Origin of the sequence: Aeromicrobium sp. Root495 (genome assembly GCF_001426755.1) — a bacterium.
Lineage (GTDB): Bacteria > Actinomycetota > Actinomycetes > Propionibacteriales > Nocardioidaceae > Aeromicrobium.
Genome location: NZ_LMFJ01000003.1, coordinates 44,112 through 69,775 on the forward strand (window position 1 = coordinate 44,112; position 25,664 = coordinate 69,775).

Here is a 25,664-nt window from a genome sequence, read left to right on the forward strand (position 1 = left end):
GCCGTGCGCTTCACACAGGCGCGCGCACCGCCGCCGACTCAAACAACACCGCTCGCGGCTCCGATCGAGCCAGAACGAACCCGGCCACCGAGCCGGGCGGACTTTGACGACCCCTCAGACAGCCCCCATGACCAAAACCACGACTCGTCGCCGAGCATCATGCCGCTTACCGGTTCTGTCCCAACCGCTCCGACCGACCCCATACAACCGCCACACACCTCTTGCATTGTCGGTCGTAGAGTCCTCCGAGGCAGGTCCGATTGCCCTGGGGGTAAGTGACGATGTCCCTCCACAAACTGTCGGCCGGGTCGAGGTATGACTACCTGACTCGACAGGTTGCGGCGTTGGATGCGACTGACAAGGGGCACAGCACCTTGGACGCTTACTACTCCGAGAACGGCGAGGCACCTGGTCGCTGGGTGGGTTCCGGGCTGGCTGGAATTGATGGCCTCGTGCATGGCGATGTCGTGACGTCAGATCAGATGAGAGCCCTCTTCGCCTACGGCCTTCACCCCCTCGCCGCCGAACAGGACGGACCGGAAGACGCGGCGTCGGAGTCTGAATCTCCACGCCATCTCGGCGCTCCGTTCAAGGTCTTCGACGCTGACGCGCCGGACTACATCGTCGAGGTCGCCAGGCGGCTCGACTCGCTCAATGTCGCTGCTGGTCGACCGCGCAAGGCTTCCTTGCCGCTGGAGGTCAGGGCTCGGGTCCGTAGTGAAGTAGCGGCTGAATTCTTCGAACGCCGGCAAGGGCGCGCGCCTGCGGACTCGCGCGAGCTGGCGTCAGCGATCGCTCGATACTCACGGCCGAAGTCATCAGCGGTATCTGGGTACGACCTGACGTTCTCTCCGGTCAAGAGTGTTTCGACGCTGTGGGCTGTCGCCGACGAACAGGTGTCGGCCCGAGTCGAGCGAGCCCACGATGCGGCCGTCGCCGCCGCCTTGGAGTTCATCGAGCGAGAGGCCCTATTCACGCGTCGAGGCATGAACGGCGTGCGTCAGGTTGACGTACGAGGCCTCGTCGCCACCGCCTTCACGCACCGCGACTCGCGCGCGGGAGACCCAGACCTCCACACCCACGTTGCGGTCGCCAACAAGGTGCAGGCAGTCGACGACGGCGCCTGGCTTTCGATCGACGGCCGCCTGCTCTACCAATCGGCGGTCACGGCGTCGGAGGTCTACAACACGGCGCTAGAGAAGCATCTGGTGCAAGACCTCGGAGTCCAGTTCGCTGAGCGCCCAGGCCAGTCACGCGGCAAGCGGGCGGTGCGCGAGATCGTGGGCGTCGACGAGTCGCTCAACTCGCGATGGTCCTCGCGGCGGGCGGAAATCGTCACCCGAACGGGTGAGCTCGCGGCCGACTTTCAACAGGCTCATGGACGCCCGCCGACCCCGACCGAAGCGCTCGAGCTGAGCCAACGGGCCACGCTCGAGACGCGCGATCCAAAGCACGCGCACCGCTCCAGGCGGGATCAACGCCGGGAATGGCGGCGGCAGGCAGCTGAGATTCTCGGCGCCGAACCGGCGGTCGCGCGCATGGTGGCCACGGCACTCTCGACCTCCCAGAACGACCTGTCGCACGTCGACTCGCATTGGGTGAATCGGACGGCAAGCGAAGTCGTCAGGACGGTCCAAAGTCATCGGTCGACCTGGCAGACGCGGCACCTGCAGGCTGAAGTTCTACGGCGGGTCCGAACCGCCGATCTGCTTCCCGAGCAGGTCGACGACGTCACAAGACTTGTCCTCGATCATGCGCGCGACATGTCCGTACTGATCGTGACTGACAGGGATGGCATCGATGAACCGTCGTCCTTAACGCGGCAGGATCAGTCGAGCATCTATTCCGTGGCGGGAAGTGATCTCTACTCATCGCAGGGCATCCTCGACGCCGAGGCGCGAATCGTCGAAGCTGCAGGGCTCACGGACAGGCCACGCGTTCCCCATGCCTTGGTCGACCTGGCACTGGCCGAAGCCCGGGCGCTCGGAACCCCACTCAACTCTGGTCAGGAAGCGCTGGTGCGGGAACTGGCGACCAGCGGCAGAGCAGTGCAGGTGGCCTTGGCGCCCGCGGGGAGCGGAAAGACGACCGCGATGGCCACCCTGGCCAAGGCCTGGACCGAGGCCGGCGGCGAAGTCGTGGCTCTCGCACCATCAGCCGCAGCATCCAACCTGCTGGGCCAACAGATCGGCGCTCCCTCAGAGACGATCGCCAAGTTCGTTCACGATCTCAGAGGGGACCGAGCGGCTTGGAGCCAGGAAATCGGAGCACGGTCGCTCGTGCTCATCGACGAAGCTGGCATGGCCGACACGCTTTCGTTGGACGACGTGATCCGCCACGCCGGAGCGCGCGGCGCGACGGTCAGGCTCGTCGGCGACGACCAGCAGCTCGCCGCAGTCGGCGCCGGAGGGGTCCTGCGCGACATCGATGCGGAGCACGGATCTATCCGGCTTCGAGAGCTCATGCGGTTTCAGGACGCGGGCGAACGAGCGGCCACTCTCGCGCTCCGAGAGGGTCGGCATGAGGCCATCGGGTTCTACTTGGACAACCAACGGGTCCATATCGGCGAACGAACTCAACTCATCGAGGAGGTCTTCCACGACTGGAGAACGGACGTGGCCAGCGGACGAGAGTCGATCATGCTCGGCCCTACGCGCGAGGTCGTCGCGGAACTCAACGCGCGAGCCCGCCAGTACTTCCGAGCCCTGGCAGACCATCCGACGGAGGAACTCCTCTTGTCCGACGGAAACCGAGCCGGCGTTGGAGATCTCGTGATCACTCGACACAACAGCCGCAAGCTCCGCAGCAGCGCAACCGACTGGGTCAAGAATGGGGATCGATGGATCATCGTCGGCCTCGAAGACGCAGGTTCGCTCTGGGTCCGCCACGTCAGCTCCGGGCTCAGGACAACGTTGCCGGCTGACTACGTTGCCGACCACGTTGAGCTGGGATATGCCACGACCGTCCACGCCGCTCAAGGGGTTTCTGTCGACACCGTGCGAGGCATCGTGACCGGACAAGAATCACGCCGGCAGCTCTACACGCTTCTCACGCGCGGCCGCCTCGAAAACCATGCCTACGTGATCACTGCGACTGAAGGAGACCGGGACGCGCCACCTGATCCGGGAGCGGCGGATCAACCGACCGCCACGGGCATCCTCGAGAGTGTTCTCGATCGTGACTTGTCGGCCAAGTCGGCAACGTCCATTCGGCGCGAAGCCGACACCGGAACGACGAGGCTCGCGGCCGCTGTTGCGCGTCTGGATGACGGGATGCGGCTCGCAGCCGGACATGTCGTCGGGGCGGAGGCGGTTGAGGCTCTCACCGAGATCGCCGAGGATCTCGTGCCGGGGATCAGTGGCGAACCGGCTTGGCCGACCCTGCGAGCCAACCTGATCCTGCGGCAAGCCGACACCGCCGATGCGGATGCTCAGCTCGAGAGTGCTGTGCGCCGCAAAGATCTCGATGGCATCGAGGACCGCGCCGCCCTCATCGACTGGCGCATGCGTGAAGTGACACCGACCTCGCCGGGCTCGTCCAGGCAGGGCCCACCGCGCATCCCCCGAAGGCTGCTGGCGGACCCCACCTGGGGTGACTACCTGCTGCGCCGCGCCCAGCTGGTCGCGGGCCTCAGCGAAGAGACTGCACCCGGAGCAGCGCCTCAACAGCCCGGAAGGACTGGCGATGAGCTCGACCACCGCGGCGTCGCGAGGGCGCGGTGGGTCGCAGCTGTAAACGAGCTCCAGCCTCTTCACGACCCGTTCAGCGCCACGCTGTCCGCGCGCCTCTCGAGGCTCGAGGCGGAAGGGCTCGATCCCGGCTCAATGCTCCAGGCAGCGTTTGCAGAAGGCCCTGTTCCTGATGACCATGCTTCGGCAGCCCTTTGGTGGAGGATCGAGCGGTGCCGTGGAGAGGGCGTGGGGGCCGCTGGACAGCCGCCAGAAGGACAGCCGAGGGAGCTCGAACCGCAACGGTCGGGCTACCTCGATCGTTCGGTGCGTGTCTCCGCTCGAGGCATCGCGCCGCCTCATGTCTGATGCTGCCTGCTCGACCACGTCAGGGGGCGGAGACTACTGGCGGCGCCAGCTCGGCGACCTTCCGGTCGAGGTCGTCGGAACGTCGTCGAAGGCTTGAGCACAGCCGACTCGTACCAGGTCGGGAAAGGACCAGCGCACCCGTGGAGTTTGCGGCGGTCGAACGTGGCATCAGTCGTGCAGAAGACGTCACCTGGAATGAGAGTTCGTGCTCGTATCGGCCAGATCGTCGGCGGTAGCAACGACGAGACCACCCAGCATGAAGGCAACGATCGCCGCGACTAGTGCGCCGGTAGGGATGGAGGGGATGAGGCGTCGTAAACCCGAGGTCGCGGCCGGCGCTGCGTGGTACTCGTGCGTCAGTGCGTGCCCCTTGCCGCGCTGGAGCAGGTGCCGATTCACTGGGTATGCGGCGAAGAACGCCACCGTCAGGGCGATCATCATGCCGATCCAGAACAGGACGTTGACGAGGCCAGCGTCCATCGCGCCGGGGATGATCGCCATGACGAGATTGTCGACGACTTCCATGGTCGCGATCGAGAGCGTGTCAGCAGCCAGGACCACACTGAGGGCGGCACCGGCCCCCAGGCCCGCTTTCAGCAGCGGAAGTGTCGACAGGGTGTACCCGAACACGAAAGCGAGTCCGATCGACATCGCGATCGTGACGCCGTTCGAGAGGCCCGCAGCGGTACCGATCATGAGGCCGATGATCTCGCCGATCGCACACCCAGTGAGGCAGTGCAGCGTTGCGCTGGCTGCCATCGATTTCAGTCCCCCGCCGTGGTCGTGGTGGCCCAGCGCACCGTGATCTTCGTGGTGCATGTCGTGGTGAGTGTGGTGCTCGTTCATCGCGGACCTCCTGGGGTTGCCGTCACGGGACGATTCTCCTCTGGACTATACCCCCCTGGGGTATATACTTTAACTGTGGTTGGAAATGTCAGACGCGTGCTCACGGGTCCTGATCGGACCAGGCGGCGCATGAGTTCCGTAGGATGAGGTTGATGTTGAGCCCAGGTGCGCGCCGAACAGCGCCTTCAGGCCCCGTGGGGCCGATGGCGTTGCTGGCTGCTGCCTTGATCCTGGGGGTCGTGTTCATGCACAGCCTCCTGCTCGAGCCGGTCTCGAACAGCGAGCACGACGCGTCGATGAACATGAGCTCTGCTGCAGTGCATGGAGACCATATGCAATCAGCCATGGCAGCTAGCGACCAGGGTGATGATCCGATGGGTCACGGCGACGAGGGCGGCATGTCCGACTGCAGCGGCCTCCTGGCGGTGTGCCTGGCGTTGCTGGTCTCCTTCGTCGCCTTGATCGGTTGGCGCCGGGGGGCGTCGAGGTGGGTGCTGTGGCAGCGCCCCCCTCCGACATCGGTCCGACTGGGAGCACTGCGTGATGCGTTCGAGGACATGACCACGCGACAACGCACCACTGTGATCCGCTGCTGACAGGCAGCTCTAGCGCGTACCTCACGGTCGCGCCTCGAAGAGAACCCTGTCAACAGACCCCAAGGAGAACAGCTCGTGCGTACGCGAATGAAAGTGGCGACCCTTGTCGCCGTGGCGGCAGCAGTCCTGACCGCCTGCTCGAACAGTGACGACTCGTCGGCCGCTGCCGACTTCAATGAGGCGGACGTCACGTTCGCCCAAGAGATGATCCCGCATCACCGTCAGGCCACTGAGATGGCAGGATTCGCCGACGGACGCACCACCAACGAAAAGGTCCTCTCGCTGGCTAAGAGGATCACCGCAGCGCAAGGACCTGAGATCAAGTCCATGACTGACTGGCTCAAGTCCTGGGACAAGAAGGTGCCGAGCGAGAGCGGTGGCATGGAGGGAATGGATCACGGGTCGTCATCCGACATGGACATGCCCGGGATGATGAGCGACGAGGACATGAAGGCCCTTGAGTCCTCGTCCGGTGCGGCATTCGACGAAGCCTTCCTCACGATGATGATCGCCCATCACAAGGGCGCCATCACGATGGCTGAAACCGAGGAGACCGACGGCAAGTCCCCGGAAGCTGTCGATCTGGCGAAAAAGATTCAAAAGGACCAGGCCTCGGAGATCTCCGAGATGCAGACGCTCCTGCGATCTTGACCAAGAAGTCCAGTCCGGCCGCTCAGCACTGCTGAGCGGCCGGGCTTTCGCCTAGCAAGGAATCGATCGTGCAGAAATTCGTCACGCCAATCTTCGGGCCGCTTCTTCTGGCAGCCGCCCTCACCGCTGGTTGCAGCTCATCGGACGCGCCCACACCAGCGCAACCAGCAGTGCCGATGGGTCACGTCCACGGAATCGCGCAAAACCCAGCAGATCAACTTATCTATCTCGCCACCCATACCGGCGTCTACCGACTGAAGCCAGGGCAAAAGCCGGCTCTCATCGCCAACAGGTTCCAAGACACCATGGCCTTCACCATCGTGAAAGCTGATGACTTCCTGGCGAGCGGACACCCCGCCGTCGACGAAGACACCCCGAACCCGCTTGGCCTGATTCGATCGACCGATCGTGCGAAGTCCTGGCGGCCTGTGGCGCTCGGCGGCCGATCCGACTTCCACGCCATCGACACGGCGGGTCCGCTCCTCTACGCCTACGGGTCCGACGGACGACTGATGCGGACCACCGACCGCCGGTCGTGGTCGACGGTGCTCCGGGGGGCCGATCTCATCGACATCGCGACCAATCCCGAGCAGGTCGACCAGGTCTTGGTCACCACTCAGGCGGGAGAGCTGTTGCGGCTGAATGTCGCCGGCTCGCCGCGACTGCGTCCTGTGTCGGGGGCGCCTCAACTGACGTTCATCGATCGGACCACTCAAGGGGACGTCGTCGGAATCGACGAGAGCGGCCGGGTCTTCTCTGCCAACCAGGACGCTCGATCGTGGACTCGACTCTCCTCGTTGCCGGGCGTGCCGGAGGCCCTGAACGTCCGGTCTGACACATGGCTCGCCGCGACCGAGTGGGGTGTCTACTCCAGCGTGGACGGCGGAAGCAGTTGGCAGCAGCTGATCTCGAGAAACAGATGACTCCGCCCGCTCGTCATCGGCAGGAGCGACCGCGACTTCTTCGCGCATCCGTGTTGGGCATGCTGAGCATCGTGGTCACCGCCATCACTGCACTGGTGATAGCCGCAGCCGGATCGGAATCGCCAGGGAGTGCAGTTGTCGAGACGTCGTCCATGGTGAAAGCAACCCTGCAGCCATTGCCGACGCCGCGAGCTCGGGCGGTCGTTAGCGCGGCGACGAAGCCGAGCCGAACTTTGCTGGTCCCGGAGAACGGGCCGGGACTGTTCGTCAAAGCAAAGGGCAGCACGCAGACCGTCGGACGCGGAAACCTCGTGACGTACCGAGTCGAGGTTGAGGAAACCATCCCGATCGGTACAGCTGCTTTCGCCGCAGCGGTCGACCGGACCCTGGCTCATCCGCGTGGTTGGACAGCCCGGGGTCGATACGCCTTCAGGCGCGAGCCCTCTGCAGCTCTTCGGATAGTGCTTGCGACCCCGGGCACCACTGACGAGCTGTGCGCACCTCTCCAGACCGGGGGCGAGGTGTCATGTCGCAACGGCAACGACGTCGTCATCAACGCCAAACGATGGACGTTGGGTGCGCGGTCCTACGACGACGATCTCGCCAGCTACCGGCTGTACGTCATCAACCACGAAGTAGGCCACAGCCTGGGCCTGCCTCACGCCGCATGCCCCTTAGCAGGCGCGAAAGCACCCGTCATGCTGCAACAAACCCTAGGTCTGCAGGGATGCTTGACGAACCCGTGGCCCTACTGAATACCCGTCGACGGACCTCCAGTCGAAACGAACCGAGGAAGACGCATGAACTCACACTTGGCCGCGGCGCCGACCTACCTCGTCCTCGACTGGTAGCGACGCTGACCGGCGTTGTCGCCGCGCTGGTCGATGTCACTGCATGGGAGTGATCCCTGCTCTGGCCGGCGGCCGAATCCGTCCCGAAAGACCCGAGCCCGTATCGAGGACCCGGAGTGGACATCATCGACGCCTCCGTGACATCGGTAAAATCACTCCAATGCAACAGTGGCAGACAAGGGCCGGACGGGCTCCCAGGAGTTTCCGGAAAATGCGCTGACGTCAAGGCACGAACCGGCTCGAGAACTGCCCGCTTCACTCTCGACGCAGCAAGAGCGAAGGCCGCCCACGATTTCAAGTCATCGCATCCCTGGGACGGACACTCGCGGTCCGTGAAGTGTCCTGTCCAGGAGGTGGCTGCTCAGGGCGAGGAGACTAGCGGTGCCAACTCCGCGATCCGCCGATCGAGGTCGTCGAAGACGTCGTCGAAGGCTTGAGCGCGACCGACCCGTACCGGGTCGGGGATTGACCAGTGCACGTCGATGACCGAGCCGAGGTCCTTTGAGATCTTCACCTCGAGCCCGGTCCGGGGGTGGTGACGCGGCGGCGGGTTCGGCAGTCCGAGTCAAAGCGCTGCCAACCCGAAGGCTCTATTCACCCTCTCTGGACTTCAGGCCAGCGCGGAGGATGCCGACGAGTACAAGCATCGCGACGAAGAAGAAGATGACGACGACGTAAGCGCCATCGAACCTATTGGAGTCCGGTATCGGAACCTGGCTGCTGGGCAGTCCCGCTGAGGGACTGGTCTGCGTGTTCGAGGGCTGCGGCGCAGCTGGCGCTTCGGTCGCGCCGCTCGACGAGACTGTAAAGCGGAGGCTGCCACTGACTGGGTGTGCGTCGACCGACACGATCCGGTAGCTCATCGTGTACTCGCCAGGCTCCATCCCGGCTTCGATCCTGCTCGTGACGCGCTTGCCACTGACCGAAGCTGTCTCGCTATTGACGCGTTTACCTGATGAGTCCGTCACCACGACGTAAGCAGGCTCTCGGACGTCCTCGTTTAGGTCGACCGAGACCTCACGCAGGGGCGAGTTCACGGTCGCGCCGTCGCGCGGACTCGAACCGACCTTCTCGGCGTGGGCGACCGCGGACGAGGACGGCCAGAGGACGAAGGCCGCCAAGAGCAGAAGGCAGGCCAAGGCTCTCGCCGGCGCTGGCCGTCCGTGGCTCCCTGTGATCACTGGGAGCCGTCGAGACCTTGACTCAGTGAGCGTCCTCGCAGCCCACAAGTAATCGGTTTCTCTAGTAGTCAAATGGGTCATGTCAGTCCGTTCTGCTCGTTCGGGTGGTCCTTGGCCGCGCTTGTTCGTCGGGTTATCTCCGATGGACGCGGGCGCTCGGTTCGGCCCGGCTCGGATATGTCGCGAAGACACGGTGACCGGGTCAGACCGGTGCGACGTAGTTGAGGGTGAGCTGCTGAAGCTGGCTGATGAGTTCCAACCAGAGCCCCGTGACCAGCAGGACTCCGACCGCGACCATGAGCAGTCCTCCAACGCGGGTGATGATGTGGGCGTGTGCCCGCACCCAGGTGATGGTGCCGAGCATTCTGCGGTAGGCGACGGCCGCCAGGATGAAGGGCAGTCCCAGCCCGGCGCAGTAGAAGAACGTCAGCAAGGAGCCGCGTCCGGCGTCGGCGGCTGTGGTCGAGAGGCTGAGGACGACGGCCAGCGTGGGCCCCAAGCAGGGCGTCCAGCCGACCCCGAAGAGGATGCCCAGAACGGGAGCCGCTGCGACACCAATTCTCGGAACCGCGTTGATGCGAAGCTCACGCTGTGCGAACGGGACGTATCCCATGAACACCAGACCCATCGCGATCGTCAGGATCCCGAGGACCAGGTTCACGGTGCTCTGGTGTACCAGAAGCTTGAACCCGATCGCGCCGAACAGGGCGCCGTAGGAGATGAAGACGGCGCTGAACCCGGCCACGAACAATGCTGCGCCGGCAAGCACCCTTCCCCGATGTCTGGCCTGGAGGTCGGCGCCGCTGAGCCCGCTGACGTATGAAAGGTAGCCGGGGAGCAGGGGCAGCAGGCATGGGGAGAAGAAGGACACGAGCCCCGCGACCACCGCGACCGGCACGGCAAGCAGCAAGGTCCCGGAGGCGGCGCTGGCCGCGAACCAGTCACCCACCGTTGGCCTCGCTGACAACGTCCTCGATGAGGCCCCTGAGGGTTGAATACGTGGCGCGGTCGAGGAGCCGGGTGGCCACGCGGCCCTGGCGATCAAGGACGTAGGTGGTGGGAACGGCGACGGCCGGCAGGGAATCCGCGAACGCCAGGATGGCCGAATCGCCTTCACCGATGCTGGGGTACGGAACCTTCCGAGCCGTTGTGAACGCCCTGGCATTCGCCGCGCTCTCACGAATGGCGATGCCCAGGAACTCCACGCCGCGAGGCTTCATCTCGGTGGCAAGTCGGCTGAGGATGGGTTGTTCGATCCGGCACGGAGGGCACCACGACCCCCAGACGTTCACCACAACGACCTTGCCGCTCCACTGCTTCGACGACAGCGGCTTCCCATCGAGGTCCAAGCCCTTGATCTCCACGGGTTTGCCGCGTTCCGTGGGCTGCAGCCGGGTGATTCCCCCCTCTCCCTGGATGGGGCCGCCGTCATTCGGCGTGGGTGCGCCGCCGCCGCAGCCCGTGGTGAGCATGAGTGCGAGCGCGGCGCTGGCGGTGGATCTGAGCGGTCGAAGACCGCGTATGCGAGTGATCGTGACCATAGGTTCTTCCCGTTCTGGAAGTCGCGCTTTGCTGATGTCGGTTGGCGGGCGGGGCAGGTGTCCTCGTCTGGACCGGCGCATGCGAATCATGGCGGGAACTGTTCTCCCGGAGCCGCAAGGACGCTGCGAGCCAGGCTGAGCATGAGCTGGTCGTAGCCGTCCTCAACCTGGCTTCGGGCGCGGGCGATGCGCTCGCGTTTATGGGCGGCGATCGTCAACTCCAGCGCTCGATCGAAGCTCGCTCCGTCCAACGAGCGCAGCGCGGTGACTTCCTCCTTGCCGCGAAGCAGAGGATCGTCTACCTCGGCTGCGTGCCGAAGGGTCGTGGAATTGGGGGATTCACCCCAGGCCTTGATGTAACCCGCGACCATCTTGATCTGCGCGCGCGCCTCAGCTTCTGCGCCGGCAATGGAACCGAGGGAGCCGCGGTCCTGGGTTCGGACTCGGGCTAGTTCCATGAGCGTCAGCGTGCGCTGCTGCGCGCTGATGAGATTCTTGGCAAACCTGACGTCGGCCGTGTTGTAGGTGTCGCGGATGGAGCCGGTGCCGGAGCAACCCGTGATCGAGAAGGTGGTCGTAGCCACAAGGGTTGCCGCAGACAGTTTTGTCATACGCATGGTTGTCCTAGGTGGGAGGTGCACGTGGATCAGGCCGTCGCTTCAGCGACGGCCCGTCAGCACCTCAGGACAAGGCTGCGCTGTGGAAACGACAGGGAGAGCGGCCGTGCCCGCGCGCTCTCGTGCGCGCCTCGACCAGCTCGGGGAGCGGACCACAGAAGGGCGAGGCGACGGCGGACGGAGAGAAGTATCAGCGCGCCCAAACTTCCCAGCGCCGCGATGCACAGGACCGCCAGACCGCACTCACCTGCCGGCCAGCCTCCGGGATCTGCCGGAGCGATATCTCGGTCCTCCGTACCCCCCAGTACACCCGCAGCGCTGGAGGTCGGAGGTGCGTCGCTTAAGTCTGAGGGCGAAGCGCCCGCGACACTTTCGTGCATCGCGAGCATGATGAGTGCCGCTAAGACGCCCACCACGACACGCGCCACGTGGCGGCGTGCGCGGAAACGCCTGAGGGCCTTCATCGGCGCCAGACTAGCGAAGGGAGAGATGCCGTACTGCCTTTCCAAACCCGGGAAGGCCATCGTGACCTAGAACCCATCCCGTAGAGTACTACGGATCGTAGTAGATTGTTGATGTCGAAGTTCGCTGAGGGGCGAAGTCGCCGTCACGCTCTTGCTAGCAGCATCGTCTGAGGATACCATCGCCTAGTGACGATGATATTAGATACGGTCGATCTTCCTGCGGAAGATCCGATGACGGCGGCCGCGTGCTTGTTCCACGGATTCAGCGACCGCTCACGTCTGGTGATACTTCAGCACCTGCTTCTAGGTGAGCACCGAGTGGTCGAGCTCACCGACCACCTGGGCTTGGCCCAGTCGACCGTGTCCAAGCACCTGGCTTGCTTGCGGGACTGCGGACTGGTCACGTCCCGTCCCCAGGGTCGCGCGTCGATCTTCAGCGTCACTCACCCTGAAGCGACCGCCCAGCTGCTGTCCGCAGCCGAGACGCTGCTGGATCTCACCGGGTTCGCCGTCACGCTGTGCCCCAACCACGGAATGAGCACCCATGAATAATCTCGACCAGGCGGCCAAGCAGCGACTCGGCCGTCGCGCCAAGATGCTTGCAGGACTGTCGGTGACCTACAACGTCATCGAGGCCATCATCGCCGTCACTGCGGGGATCGTGGCCGGGTCGGTGGCGCTGGTCGGCTTCGGTCTCGACTCCGTCGTCGAGGTGTCGAGCGGCTTGATCATCTTGTGGCAGTTCTCCCACCGGATCCCAGAGTCGCGAGAGCGTCAGGCGCTTCGACTGCTCGCGTTCTCGTTCTTCGCCCTGGCGGCCTACGTCGGGTTCGAGTCGGTCCGCTCCCTGGTGGTCGGCTCGGACGCTGACGCCTCGACGGTCGGCATCGTGCTGGCCGCAGTGTCGCTGGTCGTGATGCCCTTCATCTCCTACGCGCAGCGCCGCACCGGTCGGGCGCTGGGGTCCAACGCTGTCTACGCCGACGGCACCCAGACGCTGCTGTGCACGTATCTGTCCGCGGTGCTGCTGGTCGGGCTGGTGCTGAACGCGACGCTCGGTTGGTCCTGGGCCGACCCGATCGCCGGACTCGTCATCGCTGCAGTCGCTGCACGCGAGGGTCTGGAGGCGTGGCGGGGCGATGGCTGCTGCTCGCCGATCAGTCAGAAGACCGACGATGGCTGCGGCTGCAGCGACTGCCAGGACGACTGCTGTGCACCGTCAGACGTGCTCCAGGTCCAGAGCCTCACCATCGACGAGGCGCGCTGATGGGAACAGGACACAGCCACGGCCCGCCGGCCGGCCACGCCGGCTCGCGCTACCGCGGGAAGCTGGCTGTCGCGTTCGGGCTCATCGCCACGTTCTTCGTCGTCGAGCTCGTCTACGGCCTGCTCGCCGATTCGCTGGCGTTGATCTCCGACGCCGGCCACATGGCAGCGGACGTCGTGGCCCTCGGTGCCGCGCTGGCCGCGACCAAGATCGCCACCCGCCAGGACAAGACCGGCCGCCGGACCTTCGGGTCCTACCGCGCTGAGGTCTTCGCATCCGGTCTCACGGTCCTGCTCATGCTCGGCGTCTCGGCCTACGTCGTCATCGAGGCCCTCAGCCGTATCGGCAGCGACCCCGACGTCTCGTCCGGCCCGATGGTCGTCGTGGGTGGCATCGGGCTGGTCGTCAACATCATTGTCATGCTCCTCCTGCGAGCTGGGTCCAAAGAGAGCCTGAACGTCAAGGGCGCCTACTTCGAGGTCGTCGCAGATACAGCAGGATCCGTCGGTGTCGTCTTCGCGGGCATCCTCATCGCGACCACCGGACAGGTGTGGTGGGACACCGTCGTCGCGCTCGCCATCGGAGCCTTCGTCGCGGTCCGCGCAGTCATGCTCGGGCGACAGGTGCTAGCTGTCCTCGGCCAGCACGTCCCCGAAGGCATGTCAATCGATGCCGTGGCCGAGGACCTTGCCGCAATCCCAGGAATCACTGATGTTCATGACCTCCACATCTGGGTGCTCACGTCGGGCATGAACGTCGCCACAGCCCACTTGGTCGCCGAAGACACCGACCAGTTCCCCCAGGTCCTCGAGCAGGCCCGTTCCACCCTCAAGGACACCTACGGCATCGAGCACGCCACCCTGCAGGTCGAGCGCTCCGCTGCGCCCGAGTGCCACGAGATCGACTGGTGAACCACGACCGAGAAAGAGACGACCGGTGAGGACCATGACCCGACAGACAAAGATCGCCATCATCTTCGGAGTCATCGCAGTGACCCTGTTCGGAGGAGTCTTCGCTTACGAGAACCTCACCGCGCCAGCCCCTGCCGACGCCTCCGAACGTCGAGACGTCAGCGTGCGCGCCGAAAGCCACAGGCTTGACACGGCTGAGGACGGGAAGGTGACGCTGGTGGAGTTCCTCGACTTCGAGTGCGAGGCCTGCCGCGCCGCCTACCCCTTCGTCGAGCAGCTGCGCCAACGCTACGAGGGCAGGGTCACCTTCGTGCTGCGGTACTTCCCCATTCCGAGTCACACCAACGCGAACAACGCCGCCTATGCCGTGGAATCGGCCGCGCGTCAAGGCAAGCTCGAAGCCATGTACAAGAAGATGTACGACACCCAGGCCGAGTGGGGGGAGTCCCAGGACTCCAAGGCGGCCCTGTTCCGCCAGTTCGCCCAGGACCTCGGGCTCGACATGGCACGCTACGACGCCGACGTCGCAAGCCCTGACGTGGCAGCGCGGATCGAGAGGGATGTCGCAGACGGCAGGCGTCTAGGTGTCTCAGGCACCCCGACGTTCTACCTCAACGGCCAGAGGCTCGCACCGTCCACGACCGAGGAATTCATCGAAGCCATCGACGGTGCGCTGGCCGAATAGGGACGACGGGTGGGTCGGTTCTGATTTCTAGCAGGCCTGGAATGGTTTGAGCCACCGATGAAGACTGGTATTGCTGGTGAACATCCTGCGCGCGCATGGAAGGGTGGCCGCCATGGAGCCAGGCCTGAGTGACCAAGGGCGACGTGCCGACGCGTTCGTCGCTGTCCTTCGCGCCGCACTGATCGACGGCACCAGAGAAGCTTTCACTGCTTTGCTCGCTGAAGATGTCCGCTGGGGTGGCGAGCACGGAGGGAACGAGTGCCATGGTCGGGACGAGGCGGGCGATCACTATCAAGGTCTTCGCACTGCGGGGGTCGCGCTGAGCATCCTGGATGCATCTCCTGAAGACCATGCGCACGCCGACACCGGGGCGGACGACTCGACGGCCGCGCGGGAGGAGAGCCATTCTGACCTCAGGCTGCTCATCGCACTCGGCGTTAGATCAGCCGATCCCGACATCTATCCGGACGCCTTGACCGTCAGACTCACGGTGCGTGACGGACTGATCGCGGAGATCCGCGAGCTTGACCAGCCTCCGCTGATCGAGCTTCTTTACTTCCAAGGGTGCCCCAACCACGAGACCTTTCTACCCCACCTTGAGTCCCTCCTCGGATCGCTCGGCATCGACCTGCCCGTCACGCTGGTCCCTGTCGAGGGGCATGAGGAGGCGCTTCGGATGAAGTTCCTCGGGTCGCCCACCCTCCGAGTCAATGGCCGAGACGTGGATCCCTCAGTCGGCAGCGAGAACCCCGACAGGTACGCCCTCCAGTGCCGTGTCTATCCCACGCCCGCGGGCATGCGAGGCACGCCGCCAGACCAGTGGATCGTCGATGCCCTGGTCGACACCCCCCCACATGAGGCGGCCATTGCGGCTATACGTTCGGGGGATCTCGCAGAGCTACGGCGCCTCTTGCAGGGAGATCCTGACCTCGCGTCCGCACGGCTACCACGCCACGAGGGTCGCACGTTCCTGCACGTCGCGACGGACTGGCCCGGTCACCACCCCCGGGTCGGGGAGGTCGTCGCCGCACTCGTCAGGGCCGGCGCCGATCCGAGCGCCGCATATGTCGGTGACCATGCAGAGACGCCCCTCCACTGGGCAGCGAGCAGCGGTGACCTCGAGGCCATCAATGCGCTGCTCGACGCGGGAGCCGACATCGACGCGCCGGGGGCAGTCATCGCAGACGGCACCCCGATGGCCGACGCGACCGCGTTCGGTCAGTGGGAAGCCGCCCACTTGCTCCTCGAACGCGGTGCGAGCACGAACCTGTTCGAGGCCGCGGCCCTGGGTTTGGAGGCCCGAGTTGAGCACCATCTTGCCGGCGCGCACAGTGAGGCGGACCTCGCCAGCGCCCTGTGGGGCGCCTGCCATGGCGGGCAGCTCGCAACGGCCAAGATCCTTCTCGACCGAGGCGCGGACGTGACCTGGGTCGGCTACGACGACCTCACGCCTTTCGAAGCGGCACGACGATCTGGCGCTGACGACGTCGTCGAGTGGCTGCTCAGTCAAGGAGCGCCGTCCGCGACTGAGTGACCTAAGCTCAGGCAGCGAAGTCCGGAAGGCCAGCCGTCCACTTCTGGACAACCCGAACAACCGCCACGCAGTCGCGGTCTGGAAGGCCATCTCGCTGGCGCAAAGCCGCAGACCGAATCCTCGGCGTCCTGCCTTTTAGTCTCAGTTTTAGTCTCAGTTGGGCTCGTTCACCACCGTTCGTCGAAGAGCCCCGAGACCCGTGATCCACTGCAACCGCAGACTTCCAATCATCACCAACTGTTCCGTCCCGCAGTTGGAAAGCGGGTTGAGTGAAAGCTCTCAGGGGTTCGAATCCCCTATCCTCCGCCACGTGCCAAGGCCCCCCAGCGTTCTTTGCTGGGGGGCCTTGGCACGTGATGCAGCAGAGTGGATTCGGGGAGGAGCGAGGAACGAGCGACGGAGTCCCCTGTCCTCCGAACCTTGCCGTACCCGCGAAGAGCCGACCCCAGCATGTACTCATCCAGCGGCGTAGGCCGAGCAGCTGTCGCAACGGCTCATGAGGTCGTGCCGGCACGTGAGGACGTGAGTCAGGAACGCCTCGGCCGCATCGAGCTCGTTCTTCTGGTTCCGGACGTGCTGGAGGTGTCGCTCGATCACCTCGGTCCGTCCAGCCTCGTCGCGGTGGAGGATCAGTCGGATCGACGCCAGGCTGAGGCCGACGCGCTGACAGGATCGAACGATCCGGAGCCGACTGACGTGCTCCTCGGTGTAGTCGCGGTGCCCTGCGGCGGTCCGATCGGGGACGACCACTCCCTCGTCCTCCCAGTGGCGCAGGACGTGGACGGCAACCCCGGTCCTGGCGGCCACGACTCCGATCTTCACCCCTCCATGATGGCATCTTGACCTCAGGTCGACCTGAGGTTCTAGCGTGGATCGCATGCTCGACCCCATCGATCTCCCGCCGCCCCGGCACGTCGACATCGACGGAGCGTGCGTGGCCACCTATGTCATCGAGCCGCCAGACCGGGAGCCGCGTGGGGACGTGGTCCTGTGCCATGGAACGCCGTGGTCCTCGGCGGTCTGGGCGCCCGTGGCCAGACGCCTCGCGACCGAGCGACGGGTGTTCCTGTGGGACATGCCCGGGTACGGCGCGTCGATCGGGTCACGGGCTCCGAGGGTCGATCTCGAGACCCAGCGCCAGCGTCTCGGTCTCCTTCTCGAGCACTGGGAGCTGACCGGTCCTGACGTCGTAGCCCATGACATCGGCGGCGCGGTGGCCCTGGGGGCCCATCTGTTGGAGTCGGTCCCCATGGCATCGCTCTACCTGCTCGACGTCGTGACTCTCGATCCCTGGGGATCGCCGTTCTTCCGGCTCGTTGCCCAGCACCAGGACGTGTTCGCTGCACTGCCGGCGAATCTTCACGCGGCGCTGGTGCGGGAGTACGTCGCCGGCGCCAGCCATGGCCACCTCCCGGCGGGATGGATCGAGGAGCTGTCGCGTCCTTGGTGCACGCCGGAGGGGCAGCGAGGCTTCTACCGGCAGATGGCGGAGCTCGTCCCCGCCCACACGAGGCCGATCGTGGAGAACCTCGGTCGCGTCCGATGCCCTGTCCGCATCGGCTGGGGCGAGCGTGACCCGTGGATCCCGGTGGCGCAGGCCGCTCGACTCGCCGAGCTCCTGCCGGGCCCGGTGGACGTGTTCACGATCCCCGAAGCAGGGCACCTGGTGCCGGTCGAGGCGAGCGAGCTCCTGACCGACGACATCGTGACGTGGTTGCGGCACGTCGGCGCAGGACGTTGAGACCTCCCCACCTGTCCTCTCGGCCAGGGTCCGAATCGACGCTCAGGACGCGAGGAGGCGCGGCGCCAAGGTGACGACGCGGCGGCGGATCTCGTCGAAGGCGTCGTCGAAGGCGCCCTGACCACCGACGCGGACCGGGTCGGGAACGGACCAGTGGACGTCGACGACGTTCCCGAGCTCCTCGTAGGCGTTGTCGCACACGGCGACCACCAGGTCGTCGGACGTCCGCGACGCGGCGAAGAGGCGGGGGCTCTCGCTGACGAGGTCGAGGTCCTTCCGGGCGGCGACCTCGCGGGCGCCTGCGGAGATCGTCTCGGCTGGGTGGGTGCCGGCAGATCCCACGGGAACGTCGCTGAGCTGGGCCCACAGGGCGGCCGCGAGCTGCGAGCGAGCCGAGTTGGCCGAGCAGACGAAGAGCACTCGCTCGGCCGAGAGGCTGGGACCCACGTCGTCGAGCGCCGTCTCGTCGCTCAGGGTGATGTAGGTGCGGCGCCGGTCGCCCTCGGAACGTCGCCGAGCGACGACGCCCGCCGCCTCCAGCACCTTGAGGTGGTGTGCCATCAAGTTGGAGGGGAGCCCCGTGATCGCCTGCAGCTCGCTGGGGGAGCGGTCGCTCAGGGCCAGGGCGTCGAGCACCTGGAGTCGGCCGATGTCCGCGAGCGCAGCATGTCGTGCTGCGCGCGCGGCCAGGACGGTATTTCTCTCAACGTTCATTGAGTCGAGTTTGACTGAGCCATGTCCAGCCGTCAAGATAGCGCCGTGAAGCAGACTCCTGCCGGACCCGAGCCACACGCGCCCCACTCGCTGTCGCGGCGCGTCCTGGCGGAGTTCCTCGGCACAGGCCTTCTGGTCGCGGTGGTCGTCGGCTCCGGGATCGCCGCGGCCGATCTCTCGCCCGACGACGTCGGCCTGCAGCTGCTCGAGAACAGCATGGCGACGGTCTTCGGGCTGGCGGCCCTGATCCTCATGCTGGGTCCGGTGTCGGGAGCGCACTTCAACCCCGTCGTGACGGCCGTCGACTGGTTCACGTCCCGGCGCGACCCCGAGGGCTTCAGCGCCTCGCACATCGCGCCCTACCTCGCGGCGCAGGTGGCCGGAGCGATCTGCGGGTCGATGCTCGCCAACGCGATGTTCGACGTCGGCACGAGCTTCGCGAGCAACGAGCGTGCAAGTGGCGGCCACCTGCTCGGCGAGGTCGTCGCGACGGCGGGCCTCGTGCTGCTCATCTTCTCGCTCGTGCGCACCGACCGCGCAGCCCTCGCGGCGCCTGCCGTCGGGGCCTACATCGGCGCGGCCTACTGGTTCACCAGCTCCACGTCGTTCGCCAACCCGGCGGTGACGGTCGGCCGGATGTTCTCCGACACCTTCGCCGGGATCGCCCCCAGCTCGGCACCGGCGTTCGTCGTCGCCCAGCTCGTCGGTGCCGTCGTCGGCACCGCCCTCGTCCTGTTCCTCTACCCGGTCGCGGCCTCACCGCGACCCCACCAGGGAGAAACGCATGTCTGACCGCCCCAGCGTCCTGTTCGTCTGCGTCCACAACGCCGGCCGCTCCCAGATGGCCGCAGGCTTCCTGACCGCACTCGCCGGGGACCGTGTCGACGTCCTGTCCGCGGGCTCCATGCCCGGCCACCAGGTCAACCCCGTCGCCGTGGAGGCCATGGCCGAGGTCGGCATCGACATCGCGGGCGAGCAGCCCAAGAAGCTCACCGACGACGCCGTCATCGCCTCCGACGTCGTCATCACGATGGGCTGCGGCGACGAGTGCCCCTACTTCCCAGGCAAGCGCTACGAGGACTGGGTGCTCGAGGACCCGGCGGGTCAGGGCATCGACGCCGTCCGCCCGATCCGCGACGAGATCAAGGTCCGGATCGAGGCGCTCATCGCCTCGCTCGAGTCGGCCGACGCCCGCTAGACCTGGAGCGTCTCGGCCAACGCAGGCAAGGCCCCCGGCACGAGCGCGTAGTACGACCACGTGCCTCGCTTGGTGCGCGTCAGCAGCCCGGCCTTCACGAGGAGGCCGAGGTGGTGGCTCACCGTTCCCTGGCTGAGGTCGAGCGACTCGTTGAGGTCGCAGACGCAGGCCTCGCCGCCTCCCGACGCCGCCACCATTGACAGCAGCTTGACCCGGGTGGGATCGCCCATCGCCTTGAACTTCGCGGCCAGGGCTGCGGCATCGTGGTCGGCAATCACGCCGCCGGTGATGGGCGAGCAGCAGGAGGCAGCGGCCGTGTCCAGGACCGGGAGGGCGTGAGGCATGCCGCCAGTCTAGACCTTTCATTGACAATCGTCGATGATTGGGGGAGGCTTCCATCGAAGAATGTCAATGGCTTGTTGAACGAGGAGTGCACCACTCATGACCGCCCCGACCGTCCAGGACCTGCCCGTCGTCGTCATCGGAGCGGGGCCATCGGGCCTCGCTGCTGCCGCTCATCTGCGCGCCCGCAACGTGCCGGTGGTCGTGCTGGAGACAGGTCCCTCGGCCGGCGCGGCCGTCTCGGAGTGGGGTCATGTCCGCCTGTTCTCCGCGTGGTCGGAGCTGATCGACCCCGCAGCCGAGAAGCTGCTGTCCGCGGCGGGGTGGTCCGCGCCTCATCCGGCCCGTCACCCCACGGGCGCCGACTGGGTCGGGTCCTACCTGCGGCCCCTGGCCGACGCGCTCGGCGAGTCCGTGCGGTACGGCGTCACGGTGACCTCCGTGGCCAAGCAGTCGCGCGACCGGCTGGTGAGCTCTGGCCGCGAGGACGCGCCGTTCACCGTGCACGTCCGGACCGGATCCGGCGCCGAGCACGTCCTGGCTCGCGCTGTCGTCGATGCCTCCGGCACCTGGAGTGGCCCCAACCCGCTGGGTGGCGACGGCGTCCCGGCCATCGGGGAGCGCGAGGCCGCTGCCCGGATCAGCTACCGGATCCCGGACCTGCGCGACGGTGAGGTCCGCGCCCGGTACGCAGGCAAGCACGTCGTGGTGGCCGGCACGGGTGCCTCTGCCAAGGGCGCGCTGATCGGTCTCACCGCTCTGGCCAAGGAGGCCCCGGACACCCGGATCACCTGGCTCGTCCGCCGAGCGAGCGTGGGGGAGGCCTTCGCGGGCAGCGGCCAGGACGAGCTTCCCGAGCGGGGCGCCCTCGGTGAGCAGGCCAAGGCTGCTGTCGATGCCGGCCCGGTCGCGACCCTCAACGGCTTCCGCACGGCGTCGGTCACCGGCGACGACTCCGGCTCGTTGACCATCACGTCGTTCGACGGCCAGGCGGTCACCGGCGTGGACCAGGTCATCGTGCTCACCGGGTTCCGTCCGGACCTCGACATGCTCTCCGAGATCCGTCTCGACCTCGACCCGGTCCTGCAGGCCCCGCGAGACCTCGCGCCGCTCATTGATCCCAACGAGCACTCCTGCGGCACGGTCTACCCCCACGGCGCCAAGGAGCTGGCCCAGCCCGAGAGCAGCTTCTTCCTCGTGGGCATGAAGTCCTACGGGCGGGCGACGTCGTTCCTGGCTCTCACGGGCTTCGAGCAGACCCGCTCCGTCGCGGCCGCCATCGCCGGTGATCTCGAGGCCGCGGCGCGCGTCGAGCTGACGCTCCCCGACACCGGAGTCTGCGGCGGCGCCGGGACGTTCGACGACGAGGCCGCGGAGGGCGGCAGCTGCTGCGCCCCGACGGCCGGGCCCGAGCTCATCTCTCTCGGCGGACTCGGGACGTCGTGACGATCACGTCCCAGGGTCTGGAAGCACCCTTGCCCAGGCAAGGATGATGGCCGGGTGAGCGACGACGTCGTCATCGTCCAGATGGCTCCCGAGGACTGGCCCCAGGTCGAGGCGATCTACGCCGCCGGCATCGAGGCCGGCCACGCGACCTTCGAGGCCTCGACACCCACCTGGAAGGACTTCGACGGCTCCAGGCGGGATGAGCATCGACTCGTCGCCGTCCATCGTGACCGACGCGTGCTCGGGTGGGCAGCCTGTGCGAGCGTCTCGAGTCGTGCGGTCTACGCGGGCGTCGTGGAGCACTCGGTCTACGTGAGTCCTGCCGCGCAGGGTCGCGGGATCGGGCGCCAGCTCCTCGAGGCGTTCGTCGAGTCGACCGAGCAGGCGGGCATCTGGACCATCCAGTCCAGCATCTTCCCCGAGAACGAGGCGAGCCTGAGGCTTCACGCCCGTCATGGCTTCCGGGTCGTCGGGACGCGCGAGCGCGTGGCCCGGGCGATCGTCGGGCCGGCCGCAGGAGCGTGGCGTGACACGGTTCTCGTGGAGCGCCGTAGCGGTGTGGTTGGTCTCGCCGGGCCCGCCTGACCTGCTCCCGAGTGCTCCTCGGCCCACCTCACGCCAGGGCGAGGAACAGCTTCTCCATCTTCTTGGCGTCGACGCCGCCCGGGCCGTCCCCCTCGGTCAGGCAGTGCTGCATCCCCGTGGCGACGATCGCGTAGCCGGCCCGTGACAGGGCCTTGTTGACGGCCGCCAGCTGGGTGAGGACGGACTCGCAGTCAGATCCCTCCTCCATCATGCGGATGACGCTTCCGAGGTGGCCATGGGCGCGCTTCATGCGGGTGATGATGGCCTTGATCTCAGCGGGCTCGAGTCCCATGGCGGCTGCGTCGGGCATCAGGCGGTCCTCACGGTCTCGAGCGCCGCGGTCAGCCGCTGGCGGGCGTCCTGCGCGATGTCGTGCAGGGCCTTCGGCGCTTCCGGCGACATCGCCGTCATGGCCATGGGGTCGAACGCCTCGACCACGGTCTGGTCGCCGACGCTGCGGACGACGACGTTGCACGGCAGCATCGCCGCGATGGACGGGTCGGCCTGCATCGCCGCGTGCGCGAGCTGTGGGCGGCACGCACCCAGGATGATCTGCGAGTCGACGTCCACGTCGATCTTGGCCTTGAGCGTGGCCTGGACGTCGATCTCGGTCAGCACGCCGAAGCCCACCTCGCCGAGCTCGGCGCGCACCAGGGCGACGGTCTCGTCGTACCCCCGGTCGGTGGCGATCTTGATGGTCAGGTCTGGCACCAGGTCCTCCTCGGTCGGCACCTGGAGAGGTGCGTTCAAGGACGACTGTACATCCCCCCGGGGGGTTATGCTACGTTCGGCCGCATCCCCCCGGGGGGATAAAAGATCCCGTGAACGCGATGCAAGACGGAGGACCCATGGCCGCGACCACCAGCCCCCACACCCGACGTGATGCTTCGCCGGGCCCGGGCGCCCTCGGGCGTCTGGGTGTCTGGGTCACGCTCCATGCCCGACTGGTCACGGTCGCGTGGCTGCTCGTCGTGATCGGTCTGGGCGGGTTCGCGCCCAAGGTCGAGCAGAACCTCTCCGGCGCCGGCTGGCAGGCCGACGGCTCAGAGTCGGTCGCAGCTCGCGAGCTGGCTCGTCAGCACTTCGGCGGCAACTCGTCCTCCGCCATCCAGGTCGTCGTCCACAGCGACGACGGTCCGGTCACGGGAGGTCGAGGAGCCGAGGTGCTGGCCGAGGTGACCTCCCGGCTCGAGTCCGACCCCCGCATCGCCGACGTGCTGGCGCCGCGGTCCGGAGCGACGCTGAGCCAGGACGGATCGACGGCCATCGTCCTGGCCGGTGCGGGTGCCGACACCAACGAGATGGTGCGTGTCGCGACAGAGCTCAAGGGACCGCTGCAGCGGCTCTCCGGCGACGGCATCGAGGTGAACCCGACCGGATCATCCCTGCTGTGGTCGGACTTCAACGAGGCCAACCTGGACGCGATGCTGAAGTCGGAGATGGTGTCCTGGCCGGTCACCCTGGCCATCCTCGTGCTCGCCTTCGGTGCACTGGTGGCAGCTGGCCTCCCACTGCTGCTGACCCTCGCAGGACTCGTCGCCTCGGCCGGCTCGCTGGTGCTCATCAACGAGCTGGTGCCCGTGTCGATCTGGGCGATGAACTTCGCGATGATGTTCGCCCTCGCCCTGGGCATCGACTACGCCCTGTTCCTCGTCGTCCGCTACCGGGCCGCTCGTATGGGCGCGGGCCTCTCGGCACGCGACGCCGTCGCCGAGACGATGGACACCGCCGGCAAGGCCGTCCTGCTGTCCGGGCTGACCGTCCTGGTGTCGCTGTCGGCCGTGATGCTGGTCCCCTCCCCGTCGTTCCGCTCGATGGCCGGCGGCATCATGCTCTCGGTCGTCTTCGTCCTCGGAGCCACCCTCACCCTTCTGCCGCTGGTCCTGTTCACGCTCGACCACCGCATCAACAAGCTCTCCCTGCCCTGGGCCACGACCGGGGAGCATCGTTCACCGCGCTTCGCGGCCTGGGGTGAGCGGCTGTGGCGGCGTCCCCTGGTCTGGGGTGCTGCTTCGCTCGTCATCCTGCTTGCGCTGGCCGCGCCCGTCGTCGGTCTGTCCACGGCCATGCCGTCGATCAAGGTCCTGCCTGAGGACGCCTCGGCCCGGGTCGGCTACGACCGCGTCCAGAAGGAGTTCGGCGACGGTGCGCCTGGCACCCTCCAGATCGTCGTGGCCGAGCAGGAAGCCGCCGAGGCCATGGCCGTCGTCCAGTCCGACGGCGGCATCGTCGCGGCGATGCCGGCTCAGAGCGCTGCCGACGACTCGGGACTCGCGATGCTTCAGGCGGTGCCCACCGTCGACCCGTCAGACCCCGGCCTGGCCGACACGGTTCAACGTCTGCGCGCCGACCTTCCCGACACGGCCTACGTCGGCGGCGCGGCGGTCGAGAACCTGGACCTCAAGTCCCAGCTCGACGACTCCACACCTCTCGTGATCGGCGTCATCCTCGCCCTGGGCTTCCTCCTCCTGCTCGTCACGCTGCAGGCTCCGCTGATCTCGCTGCTCGGGACCCTGGTGAGCCTGCTCTCCACCGCCGCTGCGTTCGGGGTCGCGCGCCTCGTGTTCCAGGAGGGTTGGGGTGCCGGGCTGCTCGGCTTCGAGCCCCAGGGCTTCCTCGACGCGTGGGCGCCCGTGTTCTTCTTCGCCATGATCTTCGCGATCGCCATGGACTACACCGTGTTCCTGCTCGCCTCGGCGAAGGAGCACTACGAACGATCTGGCGACCCGAAGGAAGCGATGGTCGGTGCGCTCGCGCACTCAGGGCGTGTCATCTTCGCAGCAGGAGCCGTGATGGTCGCCGTGTTCTTCACCTTCGCCCTGTCAGGGCCCTTGCCGCCCAAGGAGATGGGCGTCGTGCTGGGCGTCGCGGTTCTTCTCGACGCGTTCCTCGTGCGCCTCGTCCTTCTTCCCGTGCTGCTGCGCCTGACCGGCCACGCTGCCTGGTACGTCCCGGCCTGGTTGGGACGTCTGCTGCCGAACATCACCTTCGCCCACGGCTGAGGACCGGGAACGGGTCCGGGGCCGCGGTTCAGCGGCCGGCGCTCGACGAGACCCGGTCGGCCCACGCGGCTCGAGCTCCGGACTCGCCGACGCGATATACCTGCACTGCCGTGGCGAGCGAGGCGATGACGGCCAGGACCGCGACCCCGGCGACCAACCCCCGTCGAGCGCCGGCTCCTGACCTTCGCTCGAGCACCACGAGCGCGAGGGTGAGGACGAGCAGCGGCACCGCGAACCAGATCAGCTGGTCGCCCAGCTCGGCGTGCTCGCCGGGATCGCCCACGTGCTTCTCGAGGGCCTCGCCGCTCGAGGTGGCCACGGGCACGAGAGCGGTCGCGACGGCTGCGGCGGCCACGACGAGCGGCCCGTAAGGACGCCGCCAGCGGGGGACAACAGCGATGAGGATGGTGCCCAGCACCGCGAGAGGCAGCAGCACCACGACGGCGTGCACCACCAGGGGGTGCCAGGGCAGTCCGTCAATCAGGTCGAACATGGAGCTCCTCGAGATCGTGCGGGTCGTTGACCTGACCGA

Annotated in this window: 27 protein-coding genes; 16 read left to right on the forward strand and 11 right to left on the reverse strand. The window is 66.7% G+C overall.

Going from position 1 to position 25,664, the window contains the following annotated elements:
- Positions 1 to 281: 281 nt before the first annotated feature.
- Positions 282 to 4,037, forward strand: coding sequence for a MobF family relaxase (mobF, locus tag ASD11_RS17290; protein ID WP_268750722.1), 3,756 nt, complete (start codon positions 282 to 284; stop codon positions 4,035 to 4,037).
- Positions 4,038 to 4,223: 186 nt separating this feature from the next.
- Here the strand turns inward: mobF and ASD11_RS17295 are convergent, their stop codons facing one another.
- Complete coding sequence (locus tag ASD11_RS17295) at positions 4,224 to 4,883, reverse strand: DUF4396 domain-containing protein (protein WP_235503398.1); 660 nt, start codon at positions 4,881 to 4,883, stop codon at positions 4,224 to 4,226.
- 203 nt (positions 4,884 to 5,086) lie between these two features.
- Here ASD11_RS17295 and ASD11_RS17300 point away from each other — a divergent pair, with 203 nt between their 5' ends.
- From ASD11_RS17300 to ASD11_RS17940, 4 genes are all read left to right on the forward strand, one after another.
- Positions 5,087 to 5,479: a hypothetical protein gene (locus tag ASD11_RS17300; protein ID WP_056290621.1), complete on the forward strand. Its 393-nt coding sequence runs from the start codon at positions 5,087 to 5,089 to the stop codon at positions 5,477 to 5,479.
- Between the two features lie 87 nt (positions 5,480 to 5,566).
- Positions 5,567 to 6,130 (forward strand): DUF305 domain-containing protein, encoded by a 564-nt coding sequence (locus ASD11_RS17305; protein ID WP_056290623.1) that lies wholly within the window; start codon positions 5,567 to 5,569, stop codon positions 6,128 to 6,130.
- A gap of 68 nt (positions 6,131 to 6,198) precedes the next feature.
- A complete protein-coding gene (locus ASD11_RS17310) occupies positions 6,199 to 7,053 on the forward strand; it encodes a WD40/YVTN/BNR-like repeat-containing protein (protein WP_156464874.1) in 855 nt (284 codons plus the stop codon).
- Positions 7,054 to 7,112: 59 nt separating this feature from the next.
- Positions 7,113 to 7,808, forward strand: a complete 696-nt coding sequence (locus tag ASD11_RS17940) for a DUF3152 domain-containing protein (protein WP_235503399.1) — start codon at positions 7,113 to 7,115, stop codon at positions 7,806 to 7,808.
- Positions 7,809 to 8,494: 686 nt separating this feature from the next.
- Here the strand turns inward: ASD11_RS17940 and ASD11_RS17315 are convergent.
- From ASD11_RS17315 to ASD11_RS17330, 4 genes are all read right to left on the reverse strand, one after another.
- Positions 8,495 to 9,025 carry a copper resistance CopC family protein gene (locus ASD11_RS17315; RefSeq protein ID WP_162246514.1) on the reverse strand — a complete coding sequence of 177 codons (531 nt, stop codon included), beginning with the start codon at positions 9,023 to 9,025 and terminating at the stop codon, positions 8,495 to 8,497.
- A gap of 262 nt (positions 9,026 to 9,287) precedes the next feature.
- Positions 9,288 to 10,034, reverse strand: a complete 747-nt coding sequence (locus ASD11_RS17320; RefSeq protein WP_056290634.1) for a cytochrome c biogenesis CcdA family protein — start codon at positions 10,032 to 10,034, stop codon at positions 9,288 to 9,290.
- Positions 10,027 to 10,626 (reverse strand): TlpA family protein disulfide reductase, encoded by a 600-nt coding sequence (locus tag ASD11_RS17325; RefSeq protein ID WP_162246515.1) that lies wholly within the window; start codon positions 10,624 to 10,626, stop codon positions 10,027 to 10,029. The genes ASD11_RS17320 and ASD11_RS17325 overlap by 8 nt, the downstream gene beginning before the upstream one ends.
- Positions 10,627 to 10,712: 86 nt before the next feature.
- Positions 10,713 to 11,210: a DUF305 domain-containing protein gene (locus ASD11_RS17330; RefSeq protein ID WP_056290645.1), complete on the reverse strand. Its 498-nt coding sequence runs from the start codon at positions 11,208 to 11,210 to the stop codon at positions 10,713 to 10,715.
- Between the two features lie 689 nt (positions 11,211 to 11,899).
- Here ASD11_RS17330 and ASD11_RS17335 point away from each other — a divergent pair.
- The 5 genes from ASD11_RS17335 to ASD11_RS18585 all read left to right on the forward strand — a co-directional run bounded on the left by ASD11_RS17335 (position 11,900) and on the right by ASD11_RS18585 (position 16,104).
- Positions 11,900 to 12,259, forward strand: a complete 360-nt coding sequence (locus ASD11_RS17335; protein ID WP_056290791.1) for an ArsR/SmtB family transcription factor — start codon at positions 11,900 to 11,902, stop codon at positions 12,257 to 12,259.
- Positions 12,252 to 12,974, forward strand: a complete 723-nt coding sequence (locus ASD11_RS17340) for a cation diffusion facilitator family transporter (protein WP_056290648.1) — start codon at positions 12,252 to 12,254, stop codon at positions 12,972 to 12,974. Before ASD11_RS17335 ends, ASD11_RS17340 begins: the two co-directional genes overlap by 8 nt.
- Positions 12,974 to 13,885, forward strand: a complete 912-nt coding sequence (locus ASD11_RS17345; RefSeq protein WP_056290650.1) for a cation diffusion facilitator family transporter — start codon at positions 12,974 to 12,976, stop codon at positions 13,883 to 13,885. The genes ASD11_RS17340 and ASD11_RS17345 overlap by 1 nt, the downstream gene beginning before the upstream one ends.
- A 34-nt stretch (positions 13,886 to 13,919) precedes the next feature.
- Positions 13,920 to 14,570: a DsbA family protein gene (locus ASD11_RS17350; protein ID WP_056290794.1), complete on the forward strand. Its 651-nt coding sequence runs from the start codon at positions 13,920 to 13,922 to the stop codon at positions 14,568 to 14,570.
- A 76-nt stretch (positions 14,571 to 14,646) separates the two neighbouring features.
- Positions 14,647 to 16,104: an ankyrin repeat domain-containing protein gene (locus ASD11_RS18585; RefSeq protein WP_200940208.1), complete on the forward strand. Its 1,458-nt coding sequence runs from the start codon at positions 14,647 to 14,649 to the stop codon at positions 16,102 to 16,104.
- Positions 16,105 to 16,560: 456 nt separating this feature from the next.
- Here ASD11_RS18585 and ASD11_RS18970 read toward each other — a convergent pair whose 3' ends face one another.
- The gene (locus tag ASD11_RS18970; RefSeq protein ID WP_442854203.1) at positions 16,561 to 17,025 is read right to left on the reverse strand and encodes a MerR family transcriptional regulator; all 465 of its coding nucleotides are present in this window, start codon (positions 17,023 to 17,025) and stop codon (positions 16,561 to 16,563) included.
- Between ASD11_RS18970 and ASD11_RS17365 the strand changes: the two genes are divergently transcribed.
- The gene (locus ASD11_RS17365; protein ID WP_056290657.1) at positions 16,982 to 17,845 is read left to right on the forward strand and encodes an alpha/beta fold hydrolase; all 864 of its coding nucleotides are present in this window, start codon (positions 16,982 to 16,984) and stop codon (positions 17,843 to 17,845) included. The genes ASD11_RS18970 and ASD11_RS17365 overlap by 44 nt on opposite strands.
- Before the next feature lie 42 nt (positions 17,846 to 17,887).
- Here ASD11_RS17365 and ASD11_RS17370 read toward each other — a convergent pair whose 3' ends face one another.
- A complete protein-coding gene (locus tag ASD11_RS17370) occupies positions 17,888 to 18,559 on the reverse strand; it encodes an arsenate reductase/protein-tyrosine-phosphatase family protein (RefSeq protein WP_056290660.1) in 672 nt (223 codons plus the stop codon).
- Between the two features lie 45 nt (positions 18,560 to 18,604).
- On the opposite strand from ASD11_RS17370, the gene ASD11_RS17375 reads away from it, so the two are divergent.
- Both ASD11_RS17375 and ASD11_RS17380 read left to right on the forward strand, forming a co-directional pair.
- Complete coding sequence (locus ASD11_RS17375) at positions 18,605 to 19,351, forward strand: aquaporin (RefSeq protein ID WP_235503401.1); 747 nt, start codon at positions 18,605 to 18,607, stop codon at positions 19,349 to 19,351.
- Positions 19,344 to 19,757 (forward strand): arsenate reductase ArsC, encoded by a 414-nt coding sequence (locus ASD11_RS17380; protein ID WP_056290665.1) that lies wholly within the window; start codon positions 19,344 to 19,346, stop codon positions 19,755 to 19,757. The genes ASD11_RS17375 and ASD11_RS17380 overlap by 8 nt, the downstream gene beginning before the upstream one ends.
- Here the strand turns inward: ASD11_RS17380 and ASD11_RS17385 are convergent.
- Positions 19,754 to 20,101 (reverse strand): ArsR/SmtB family transcription factor, encoded by a 348-nt coding sequence (locus ASD11_RS17385; protein WP_056290668.1) that lies wholly within the window; start codon positions 20,099 to 20,101, stop codon positions 19,754 to 19,756. The genes ASD11_RS17380 and ASD11_RS17385 overlap by 4 nt on opposite strands.
- A gap of 97 nt (positions 20,102 to 20,198) precedes the next feature.
- On the opposite strand from ASD11_RS17385, the gene ASD11_RS17390 reads away from it, so the two are divergent.
- Both ASD11_RS17390 and ASD11_RS17395 read left to right on the forward strand, forming a co-directional pair.
- Positions 20,199 to 21,545: an NAD(P)-binding domain-containing protein gene (locus ASD11_RS17390; protein WP_056290670.1), complete on the forward strand. Its 1,347-nt coding sequence runs from the start codon at positions 20,199 to 20,201 to the stop codon at positions 21,543 to 21,545.
- A 54-nt stretch (positions 21,546 to 21,599) separates the two neighbouring features.
- Positions 21,600 to 22,130, forward strand: a complete 531-nt coding sequence (locus ASD11_RS17395) for a GNAT family N-acetyltransferase (protein WP_235503402.1) — start codon at positions 21,600 to 21,602, stop codon at positions 22,128 to 22,130.
- Positions 22,131 to 22,158: 28 nt separating this feature from the next.
- Here ASD11_RS17395 and ASD11_RS17400 read toward each other — a convergent pair whose 3' ends face one another.
- Together ASD11_RS17400 and ASD11_RS17405 are read right to left on the reverse strand one after the other, a co-directional pair.
- Positions 22,159 to 22,440, reverse strand: a complete 282-nt coding sequence (locus ASD11_RS17400; RefSeq protein WP_235503403.1) for a metal-sensitive transcriptional regulator — start codon at positions 22,438 to 22,440, stop codon at positions 22,159 to 22,161.
- Positions 22,440 to 22,841, reverse strand: a complete 402-nt coding sequence (locus ASD11_RS17405; RefSeq protein ID WP_056290804.1) for a DUF302 domain-containing protein — start codon at positions 22,839 to 22,841, stop codon at positions 22,440 to 22,442. Before ASD11_RS17405 ends, ASD11_RS17400 begins: the two co-directional genes overlap by 1 nt.
- Positions 22,842 to 22,978: 137 nt before the next feature.
- Here ASD11_RS17405 and ASD11_RS17410 point away from each other — a divergent pair, with 137 nt between their 5' ends.
- On the forward strand, positions 22,979 to 25,132 hold the full coding sequence (locus tag ASD11_RS17410; protein ID WP_056290672.1) for an MMPL family transporter: 2,154 nt from the start codon (positions 22,979 to 22,981) through the stop codon (positions 25,130 to 25,132).
- Positions 25,133 to 25,160: 28 nt separating this feature from the next.
- Here the strand turns inward: ASD11_RS17410 and ASD11_RS17415 are convergent, their stop codons facing one another.
- Complete coding sequence (locus ASD11_RS17415) at positions 25,161 to 25,625, reverse strand: DUF2231 domain-containing protein (RefSeq protein ID WP_056290674.1); 465 nt, start codon at positions 25,623 to 25,625, stop codon at positions 25,161 to 25,163.
- Positions 25,626 to 25,664: the final 39 nt, after the last annotated feature.

Bases quoted from the DNA above. Each gene is read 5' to 3' on its own strand.
- ASD11_RS17370 (WP_056290660.1), bottom strand. From the start codon at position 18,559: ATGAACGTTGAGAGAAATACCGTCCTGGCCGCGCGCGCAGCACGACAT.
- mobF (WP_268750722.1), top strand. From the start codon at position 282: ATGTCCCTCCACAAACTGTCGGCCGGGTCGAGGTATGACTACCTGACT.
- ASD11_RS18970 (WP_442854203.1), bottom strand. From the start codon at position 17,025: ATGTCGACGTGCCGGGGCGGCGGGAGATCGATGGGGTCGAGCATGCGA.
- ASD11_RS17295 (WP_235503398.1), bottom strand. From the start codon at position 4,883: ATGAACGAGCACCACACTCACCACGACATGCACCACGAAGATCACGGT.
- ASD11_RS17305 (WP_056290623.1), top strand. From the start codon at position 5,567: ATGAAAGTGGCGACCCTTGTCGCCGTGGCGGCAGCAGTCCTGACCGCC.
- ASD11_RS17415 (WP_056290674.1), bottom strand. From the start codon at position 25,625: ATGTTCGACCTGATTGACGGACTGCCCTGGCACCCCCTGGTGGTGCAC.
- ASD11_RS17400 (WP_235503403.1), bottom strand. From the start codon at position 22,440: ATGCCCGACGCAGCCGCCATGGGACTCGAGCCCGCTGAGATCAAGGCC.
- ASD11_RS17335 (WP_056290791.1), top strand. From the start codon at position 11,900: ATGATATTAGATACGGTCGATCTTCCTGCGGAAGATCCGATGACGGCG.
- ASD11_RS17940 (WP_235503399.1), top strand. From the start codon at position 7,113: ATGCTGAGCATCGTGGTCACCGCCATCACTGCACTGGTGATAGCCGCA.
- ASD11_RS17390 (WP_056290670.1), top strand. From the start codon at position 20,199: ATGACCGCCCCGACCGTCCAGGACCTGCCCGTCGTCGTCATCGGAGCG.
- ASD11_RS17300 (WP_056290621.1), top strand. From the start codon at position 5,087: ATGGCGTTGCTGGCTGCTGCCTTGATCCTGGGGGTCGTGTTCATGCAC.
- ASD11_RS17380 (WP_056290665.1), top strand. From the start codon at position 19,344: ATGTCTGACCGCCCCAGCGTCCTGTTCGTCTGCGTCCACAACGCCGGC.
- ASD11_RS17325 (WP_162246515.1), bottom strand. From the start codon at position 10,626: ATGGTCACGATCACTCGCATACGCGGTCTTCGACCGCTCAGATCCACC.
- ASD11_RS17350 (WP_056290794.1), top strand. From the start codon at position 13,920: ATGACCCGACAGACAAAGATCGCCATCATCTTCGGAGTCATCGCAGTG.
- ASD11_RS17385 (WP_056290668.1), bottom strand. From the start codon at position 20,101: ATGCCTCACGCCCTCCCGGTCCTGGACACGGCCGCTGCCTCCTGCTGC.
- ASD11_RS17365 (WP_056290657.1), top strand. From the start codon at position 16,982: ATGCTCGACCCCATCGATCTCCCGCCGCCCCGGCACGTCGACATCGAC.
- ASD11_RS17410 (WP_056290672.1), top strand. From the start codon at position 22,979: ATGGCCGCGACCACCAGCCCCCACACCCGACGTGATGCTTCGCCGGGC.
- ASD11_RS17345 (WP_056290650.1), top strand. From the start codon at position 12,974: ATGGGAACAGGACACAGCCACGGCCCGCCGGCCGGCCACGCCGGCTCG.
- ASD11_RS17340 (WP_056290648.1), top strand. From the start codon at position 12,252: ATGAATAATCTCGACCAGGCGGCCAAGCAGCGACTCGGCCGTCGCGCC.